Here is an 8,653-nt window from a genome sequence, read left to right on the forward strand (position 1 = left end):
CGTGGTGGCAGAGGCGGAGGCCGACAAGGTGGCCGCTGTGCTTGCCGATGCGGGCGAGACGGTGCAGCGCATTGGCGTGTTGACCGAGGCTGCTGAAGGTAACCCGCGCGTCAGCGTGAAGGGCGCATTGGGCAGCAAAGCGTGAAGATCGGCGTTCTCATCTCAGGCCGCGGCTCCAACCTCAAGGCGCTGATCGAGGCCTGTGCAGAGCCAGGCTTTCGCGGCGAGATTGCGCTCGTAATCTCCAACCGTCCGGGCGCGGGCGGGCTTGCCATTGCGGAGGCGGCGGGTATCCCCTCGCTAGTCATTGACCACAAGCAATATGCCTCGCGCGAAGCCTTTGATGCGGAGATGGACCGCGCGCTCACTGAAGCGGGGGTCCAACTCGTCTGCAATGCGGGCTTCATGCGCATTCTGTCGGATGAGTTTGTGGCGAAGTGGCATAACCGCCAGCTCAACATCCACCCTTCCCTGCTGCCCGCTTTCAAGGGGCTGCATGTGCATCAGCGCGCGCTTGATGCGGGCGTGAAGATCACCGGCTGCACGGTGCATTTCGTGCGCCCGGCAATGGACGAAGGCCCGATCGTGGCACAGGCAGCCGTACCGGTACTGCCCGGCGATACTGCAGAAACACTGGCCGCGCGTATCCTTAAGGCGGAGCACAAGCTCTACCCGCTCGCGTTGAAGCTCGTGGTCGAAGGCCGCGCCCGCGTCGAAGGCGAGCGCGTGGTGATCGTCGATGCGGATGGCGAGGAGGTTCCCGCGCCCTTGTTTGTGCCGGGCATCACTTAGGACTCGTCATTGCGAGAGAAGCGAAGCCATCCACAAGCCGCGCAGAAACAAAAAGCCCCGCCGTTTCCAGCGGGGCTTTTCAGATTCATGCGCCGGTGAGATCAGCCGACGATTTCTTCGTCCTTGAAGAAATACTTGATTTCTTCGGCGGCGGTTTCCGGACCGTCCGAGCCGTGGACCGAGTTTGCTTCGATCGACTCGGCGAAGTCCTTGCGGATCGTGCCAGCATCGGCATTGGCCGGGTTCGTCGCGCCCATGACTTCGCGGTACTTCGCGATGGCGTTCTCGCCTTCAAGGACCTGGACCACAACCGGGCCGGAAATCATGAAGGAGACGAGATCATTGAAGAAGGGGCGCTCCTTGTGGACCGCATAGAAGCCCTCGGCCTGCGCCTTCGTCATGTGGATGCGCTTCGAGGCGATGACCCGGAGGCCCGCGCTTTCGATACGGTCGATGATCTTGCCGGTGATGTTACGCCGGGTCGCATCCGGCTTGATGATCGAGAAGGTCCGTTCGAGGGCCATGCTCTTCTTTCCCAGTTTTCTGCAAGTGAAGGATTTCGCGCGGTTTATAGCGGGGCTTGGTGACGCGGGCAACTGCGAGTGCTAAAAGCCCCGCCATCATGCTTCATATTAACGATCTGACGTTCCGCATGGAGGGCCGCCTCCTTCTTGACCGGGTCACGGCGGCGATCCCGCCGGGCCAGCGGACGGGCTTTGTCGGGCGGAATGGAACCGGAAAATCCACTCTCCTGAAGCTCATAACAGGCGAGTACGGGCCGGAAAGCGGCAGCATTTCCTATCCGAAAAGCTGGCGGATCGGCATGGTCCGGCAGGAAGTTCTGGCGGGGCCGACCTCGCTCATCGACACGGTGCTCGCCGCTGACAAGGAACGAAATGCCTTGCTGGCGGAAGCCGAAACGGCGACCGATCCGCACCGTATTGCCGAGATCCACACGCGGCTCGCCGATATGGGCGCCCATGCAGCCCCCTCCCGCGCGGCCAGCATTCTCTCCGGTCTCGGCTTTGATGAAGAGGCGCAGGCGCGCCCCTGCTCCGACTTTTCGGGCGGCTGGCGGATGCGTGTGGCGCTTGCCGCCGTGCTCTTTTCCGAACCTGATCTGCTGCTGCTCGACGAACCGACCAACTATCTTGATCTCGAAGGCACGATCTGGCTGGAAGAATATCTGCGGGGCTATCCCTATACGGTTCTCATCGTCAGCCATGACCGCGACCTCCTGAACAATGTCGCGCAGAACATCCTGCATCTTGAGGGGCAGAAGCTGACCTTCTATAGCGGCAATTACGACCGCTTCGACCGCACGCGCCGCGAAAAGCTGCTGCTGCAAATGTCGATGAAGAAGAAGCAGGAAGATGCGCGCCGCCACATGGAAAGCTTCATCGAGCGTTTCAAGGCGAAGGCATCCAAAGCGCGGCAGGCGCAGAGCCGCATGAAGGCATTGGCGAAGATGCAGCCGATTGCGGATGTGCTGGAAGAACGCGTGCTGTCCTTCCATTTTCCGCCGCCTGACAAGCCGCTCGCCTCGCCCATCATCCGCCTGGAAGATGCAAGTGTCGGCTATGAGCCGGGCAAGCCAGTGCTGTCCGGTCTCAACCTCCGCATCGATCAGGACGATCGCATCGCGCTTCTGGGCGCGAATGGCAATGGCAAATCCACCTTTGCGAAGCTCCTTTGCGACCGGTTGAGCGTCACGGCAGGCCATAAATACGCGTCGAAAAAACTTCGCATCGCCTATTTTGCGCAGCATCAGCTCGACGAACTCAATATGGGTGAAACGCCTTACGAGCATTTCCGCGAGCTGATGCCGGATGCGACACAGGCACAGGTGCGCGCACGCGCGGGTTTCTACGGCTTCGGTGCAGACAAGGCAGATACGAAGGTTGAAAAGCTGTCAGGCGGCGAGAAGGCGCGGCTTCTCTTTGCCATTGCCACCTTCAACAAGCCGCACATGATCATTCTCGACGAGCCGACCAACCATCTCGATGTCGATAGCCGCGATGCGCTTGTCATGGCGATCAACGAATATGATGGTGCCTTCATTCTTATCAGTCATGACCGTCATCTGGTCGAGACTTGCGCGGATCGTCTCTGGCTCGTCGCTGACGGAACGGTTGCACCTTACGAGGGCGACCTTGACGATTATCGCAAATGGCTGCTCGACCCCGCGCGGCGCGTAAAGCCGATGGTGGCGAGCGATGATGACGATGAGGTCATCACCGAGGCACCGCGCGTTCAGATCGACAAGAAGGAAGCCCGCCGCCTTGCGGCGCAGAAGCGCGAGCAGATCGCCCCTCTGAAGAAGATGGTGCAGGAAGCCGAGAAGGAAATCGCACGCCTGCAAAAGCAGATCGAGTCGCTCGATATGCGCCTTGCAACGCCCGAAGTTGCGAGCGACCCCTCGAAGATGGCGAGCATCGCGAAGGAGCGCGCAGACACGCTGAAGGCGCTGGCAGCGGCGGAAGAAAGCTGGCTCAATGCGAGCGCCGCCTATGAGGAAGCGGCGTCCGCCTGAAGCCGTGTGCCCTCACTCGGCGTTGAGTGTGACGCTGAATCCTTCCTTCAGCACGCCCGCTTCCACCAGTGCCCCCAGAATCTCTCCGTCATGTCCGGGCACGATGGCGATGTCAGGCTCCGCCTCGCTCAGTGCTTTCAGCGCAGCAAGCTGGCCGAACACGGCCTGGCGATCTTCCCGCAGGAAGAACTGGGTCACGAAACGGGCACGCTCCCGCAGGGTCTGGATATTGCGGTAGTGCCAGGCCACATCGCCGATGAAAAGCACTTCGGAAAGATCTGCAAGCTGCACATAGATCATCTGGCTGCCGGGTGAGTGGCCCGGTGCCTTGATCAGCGCCACGCCCGGCGCCACGACCGCATATTTGTCGTAGTCGAATGTTTCATAGCCGTCGAGGAAACCCGGCTCGAAGGCAGCGGGCTCACGGTAGCGCGGATCGCCAAGCTGCTCGGTCGTGAGCTTGGCGGAAGGCATGATGCCGGGAAGTTCGGGATGCTCGGCGAGGCCGCCAATATGATCCATATGCTCATGCGTGATGAGGATCATCTCTGCCTCACGCATTGCCTGGTTCATCCGCTCATAGGCTTCTTCATCGAAAGCGGCGAGATTGTCTCCGCCGAGAAGCTGGCTGAGCGCCGTGTCGATGATGATGGAGCTTTCGGGATAGACCAGGCGATAGCTCAGCACTGGCATGTCACGCATCGACCAGCCATCGCCAGCAACAATGACCGTCGCCGGGGCGCTGAATGACGCGACATTTTCCACCTCTATGCGGGTCGGCCTGTCGCCCGGTACGGCGGCAACCATGCGCCGGACCTCATTGATATCAAGCGCAAAGGCTGCGTCCTCGGGCATCGAGCTTTCGACGACAAACCAGTAATAGGCCGCGCCCAGAACCGCAGCCGCCACCACGAAAACGGCGAGCGTCGCCCGAAGCCATTTCGGCATGATATCCCCCCTATGAATGTCGTCGCATATTATGCGCTCGTAGAGGCGCACGAACAACGGATTCGCCGCCCGCTCAGGCTTTCTTTTCCCAGCGTCCCTGTTCGTTTTGCTGCCAGTAGGTCGTATCGTGACCCTCGGATTTCAGCTTTTTCCAGTGTTCGCGGGCAGCCGCGAGCGCCGCTTCATCGCGCCCGTCAAACATCAGCACACAACGCTCATATTGGCCGAGATCAGAAGGTTCGGCCCCGTCCACAAGGAAAAGCACCTGCGCATTGTTCGGGTTCTCATCCTCGATGGTGAGATAGACCGGCATTGCCTCTGCCGGTCCATCCTCTCTTGTGCCATGAGGAAGAAAACTGTCGTCGCTATAAGTCCACAAGAGACCGTTCAGGGCCTCAAGCCGCTCCGGCCCGCCGGCGCGCACAATGGCGCGCCAGCCGCGCTCCAGCGACTTTTCGAGAAGCTGCGGCAGCACCCTCTCAAGCGGCGCGTTCTGCAGGTGATAGAAAAGAACTTCCGTCACCCTGCAGCGCCCTCAGCGTTCATAGTGATCGGCGACAAGCCGATTGAGGAGACGCACGCCCCAGCCTGAGCCCCAGCTCTGGTTCGTTGCCGTCTGCGGGGAGGCCATGGCCGTGCCCGCAATATCAAGATGCGCCCAGGGCACATTATTGACAAAGCGCTGGAGGAACTGGGCCGCCGTGATGGAGCCACCATCGCGCCCCCCGACATTCTTCATGTCGGCAAAGCGGGAGTCGATCATCTTGTCGAAGGCCGGCCCCATCGGCATGCGCCAGACCTTTTCACCTTCAATCTCGCCCACATCGGAAAGCTGCTTGGCGAGCTTGTCATCATTGGAGAAGAGGCCCGCATATTCCTTGCCGAGCGCAATCATGATGGCGCCGGTAAGGGTCGCAAGGTCGATCATGAATTTCGGCTTGAAGCGGTTCTGCGTGTACCAGAGCGCATCGGCAAGCACGAGGCGGCCTTCCGCATCGGTATTGATGACTTCGATGGTCTGACCGGACATGGAGGTCACGATATCGCCGGGGCGCTGCGCCTTGCCGTCCGGCATGTTTTCCACGAGACCGATCACGCCAACGGCATTCACCTTCGCCTTGCGTGCGGCAAGCGTATGCATGAGGCCTGCGACGCAGGCCGCGCCGCCCATATCGCCCTTCATGTCTTCCATGCCGGCGGCGGGCTTGAGCGAGATGCCGCCCGTATCGAAGCAAACGCCCTTGCCGACAAAGGCGACCGGCTTTTCGCTTGCCTTTCCACCCGTCCAGCGCATCACCACAAGCTGGCTTTCATGCTGGCTGCCATGCCCCACCCCGAGAAGGGAGCCCATGCCGAGCTTCTTCATCTGCGCTTCGCCAAGCACCTCAACCTTCACACCGAGCTTGGAAAGGGCGCGCACGCGCCGCGCAAACTCGCGGGGATAAAGAATGTTCGCAGGCTCATTGACGAGATCGCGGGTGAGGAACATGCCCGCCGCCACCTGCGAAAGCGGTGCATATTCCTTGCGTGCTGCTGCCGCCGCGCGCGAGAGGATGGTGAGCGATTTCAGCCCCTGTCCCTTGTCGTCCTTCTTCTTTGTCTTGTACTTGTCGAAGCGATAGGAGCGTAGCTTCGCACCGAAGGCGACGCGCGCTGCTGCCTCGCCTGCCGGAAGCTTCGGCGCTGCAATGCCGTCCAGCACGATGGAGAGGGCGGTTTCTGTCGTCTTTTCGAGACGGCCAGCCAGTTCGCCGCCGACCTTTTCCAGGCCTGCTGCCGACACATCCCCCGATTTTCCGAGGCCCGCAAGCAGGACGCGGCTTGCCGGGACACCCTGCGGCCCCACCAGCTCCAGTACGGTTCCTGCCTTGCCGGTGAAGTCTGCCGCCTTCATTGCCCGCTTCAGTGCACCGCCCAGCTTGCCATCAAGCTCCGCTGCAACGCCGCGCAGCGTGGTCCCTTCCGTGACCAGAACGGCCAGCGCCCCCTGACGGGCGAGCGAAATGTCGGCAAACGCAATATTCATCTGGAGCTTCTCCATTCATTATCCCCGGCCCGGCGAACCGGGGTTAAACTTGTTGGCGGACCGGCAAGGGACGTCTGCCCTTAACCTTTCCCCGGGCGCCAAAATGGGATAACCATTCCGGACCGCGCAACGGGAATCCGTGGCGCATCCTAACCCAATCGGCGCGAGGGGAAAGCCGCCAGTCGAAAATTGGGGTGCAGGCCAGCCGTGAGACGGACCGGCAGGTTCTGGTAATGACGAGGCCGTCTTTCAGACGAGACGGCAGGGAACCGAACTTATGCCGACGAGCCTGTCGAGATATCTGTTCATTCAGGTGCTGGGGCCATTCCTGGTGGCCAGCTTCGTCCTGACGGGCATTATCTGGCTGACACAGGCCTTGCGGATGCTCGACGTGCTGATCACGCAGGGCCAGACGCTTCTCACCTTTTTCGAACTGACCGCCTTTGCGCTGCCCGGCACGCTGATGATCGTGCTGCCCATCTCGCTTTTCTGCGCCGTTCTCTACGCGCTGCACAAGCTGATCGGTGACAGCGAGATCGTGGTGATGTTTGCCGCAGGTATCAGCCGCTGGCGCGTTGCGATCCCCATTGTTGCCGTGGCGCTCCTCACCTCGGTCATCATCCTGTCCTTCTCCATTTATCTCGCACCTGCCGGGCTGCGCGAGTTGAAGAGCCGTCTCTACGAAATTCGCAGTGACGTTGCGACCTCGATGATCCGCGAAGGCACCTTCAGCAATCCGGCCAGCGGGCTTACCGTCTATGTGCGGGATCGCGATTCCGGCGGGGCGGCGCACGGGATTCTCGTTCATGACGGACGTAATCCGGAAGAGCCCATCACCTATATGGCAGAAACGGGTACGCTGATTAATGGCGCGAACGGCCCCATGCTGGTGATGTTCAACGGCAATATCCAGCGCGGCTCCCGCGAGGCTGGCGCCGTCAGACCGGCGACCATTCTCTATTTCGACAAATACACCTACGACCTTTCGCAATATATGGAAGACCGGCCTGTGCTCGCCTTTGAAGGCCGCGAGCGCTATTTTCACGAGCTGATCAATCCCGATCCGAATGACGCCTATGCGCGGCAGAATCGCAAGAGACTGCTGGCCGATGCCCATGAGCGGATCGTGGAAGGGTTCTACCCCGTCGCGCTCACCCTGGTTGCACTGGCAGCGCTTCTGCCCGCCCCCTTCAGCCGCCGGGGTTATGCGACCCGCGTTGCCACCGCAGCAGCGGCGGCCTTGCTCGCCCGTATCCTGGGCTTTGCTATCGCAAATGCGGCTGCCCGCAATTCCTATCTCATTCCGCTGATGTATCTCTTTCCGTTCGCAGTTTGCGGCATCTGTGCCGCTATCATAGGAGACGCCCGTTTCGGCCTGATATGGCAGAGGTTGCGGCGACACCCGGCGAATATGGAGGGGGCTGCCTGATGAACCTCTCTTGGACCCTTTCGCGCTATCTCGGGCGGCAGTTTCTTTCCGTTGTCCTGATCACCTTCACGCTTTTCCTGTCGCTGATCTTCATCATCGAACTCGTGGAATTGCTGCGCCGTGGCAGCGACAAGCCGGGTGTCACCTTCGACCTCATCCTTTCCATGGCGCTGATGGAAGTGCCGCGCGTGGGAAGCCGCACCCTGCCCTTCGCGGTGCTATTCGGGGGCATGGCGGCCTTTCTCCGGCTTAGCCGCAACAACGAACTGGTCGTAGCGCGCGCGGCGGGCGTTTCGGTCTGGCAGTTCATTACCCCTGCCCTTGTTGTCGCCTTCACGGTGGGTGCCTTCATCGTCACGGTTTACAACCCCGTGGCGGCCACTCTTGCGATGCGCTATGGCCAGCTTGAAGCCAAATATCTTGAGCAGCAGACGAGCTTCGTTGCCGTTTCATCCAACGGATTATGGCTGCGTCAGGCAGATTCCAACGGCCAGTCGGTCGTGCATGCGCTGAAAACGGATGGCGCGGGCCTCAACCTCGAAGGCGTCACCATCTATCTCTATGGTGCCGCGGACCGGTTTCTCGGACGGATTGATGCGGCGAAGGCCTCGCTCCGCCCCGGCCATTGGGAGCTTTCGGACGTCTGGCTGCTCATGGAAGGTGACCAGCCACGCCACTACGACACCTATGAGCAGGAAACGAGCCTGACTGAAAAACAGGTCGAGGAAAGCTTCGCGCGGGAAGAGACCGTCTCCTTCTGGGAGCTGCCGCAATTCATCGCGACAGCCGAAGCGGCGGGGTTCTCGGCCCGGCGGTACAATATCTATTTCCACCAGCTTCTTGCGACCCCGGCCATGCTGGCGACCATGGTTGTGGTGGCGGCCATCTTTTCCATGCGGGTAACCCGGATGGGTGGCACCCTGAC

The 8,653-nt window shown here is 60.9% G+C and carries 8 protein-coding genes; 4 read left to right on the top strand and 4 right to left on the bottom strand.

All coding sequences use genetic code 11. The annotated features are described in order from the left end of the window. Positions 1 to 141: 141 nt before the first annotated feature. Positions 142 to 792 carry a phosphoribosylglycinamide formyltransferase gene (gene purN / locus WBF74_RS01720; RefSeq protein WP_424434227.1) on the top strand — a complete coding sequence of 217 codons (651 nt, stop codon included), beginning with the start codon at positions 142 to 144 and terminating at the stop codon, positions 790 to 792. A gap of 101 nt (positions 793 to 893) precedes the next feature. Here purN and ndk read toward each other — a convergent pair whose 3' ends face one another. Continuing rightward, on the bottom strand, positions 894 to 1,316 hold the full coding sequence (gene ndk / locus WBF74_RS01725) for a nucleoside-diphosphate kinase (protein WP_424434230.1): 423 nt from the start codon (positions 1,314 to 1,316) through the stop codon (positions 894 to 896). Between the two features lie 98 nt (positions 1,317 to 1,414). Between ndk and WBF74_RS01730 the strand changes: the two genes are divergently transcribed. Next, positions 1,415 to 3,325: an ABC-F family ATP-binding cassette domain-containing protein gene (locus tag WBF74_RS01730; RefSeq protein WP_424434232.1), complete on the top strand. Its 1,911-nt coding sequence runs from the start codon at positions 1,415 to 1,417 to the stop codon at positions 3,323 to 3,325. Positions 3,326 to 3,337: 12 nt separating this feature from the next. On the opposite strand, the gene WBF74_RS01735 is transcribed toward WBF74_RS01730, so the two are convergent. The 3 genes from WBF74_RS01735 to WBF74_RS01745 all read right to left on the bottom strand — a co-directional run bounded on the left by WBF74_RS01735 (position 3,338) and on the right by WBF74_RS01745 (position 6,314). Then, complete coding sequence (locus tag WBF74_RS01735) at positions 3,338 to 4,273, bottom strand: MBL fold metallo-hydrolase (RefSeq protein WP_424434235.1); 936 nt, start codon at positions 4,271 to 4,273, stop codon at positions 3,338 to 3,340. 73 nt (positions 4,274 to 4,346) lie between these two features. Then, the gene (locus tag WBF74_RS01740) at positions 4,347 to 4,796 is read right to left on the bottom strand and encodes a DNA polymerase III subunit chi (protein WP_424434238.1); all 450 of its coding nucleotides are present in this window, start codon (positions 4,794 to 4,796) and stop codon (positions 4,347 to 4,349) included. A gap of 12 nt (positions 4,797 to 4,808) precedes the next feature. Then, the gene (locus tag WBF74_RS01745) at positions 4,809 to 6,314 is read right to left on the bottom strand and encodes a leucyl aminopeptidase (RefSeq protein ID WP_424434241.1); all 1,506 of its coding nucleotides are present in this window, start codon (positions 6,312 to 6,314) and stop codon (positions 4,809 to 4,811) included. A 262-nt stretch (positions 6,315 to 6,576) separates the two neighbouring features. Here WBF74_RS01745 and lptF point away from each other — a divergent pair, with 262 nt between their 5' ends. Both lptF and lptG read left to right on the top strand, forming a co-directional pair. Continuing rightward, the gene (gene lptF, locus WBF74_RS01750) at positions 6,577 to 7,728 is read left to right on the top strand and encodes an LPS export ABC transporter permease LptF (protein ID WP_424434244.1); all 1,152 of its coding nucleotides are present in this window, start codon (positions 6,577 to 6,579) and stop codon (positions 7,726 to 7,728) included. After that, positions 7,728 to 8,653, top strand: a 926-nt coding sequence (gene lptG / locus WBF74_RS01755) for an LPS export ABC transporter permease LptG (protein WP_424434247.1), incomplete at its 3' end; no start/stop codon positions are given. The genes lptF and lptG, both read left to right, overlap by 1 nt.

It is taken from the genome of Parvibaculum sp. (assembly GCF_049672805.1).
Lineage (GTDB): Bacteria > Pseudomonadota > Alphaproteobacteria > Parvibaculales > Parvibaculaceae > Parvibaculum.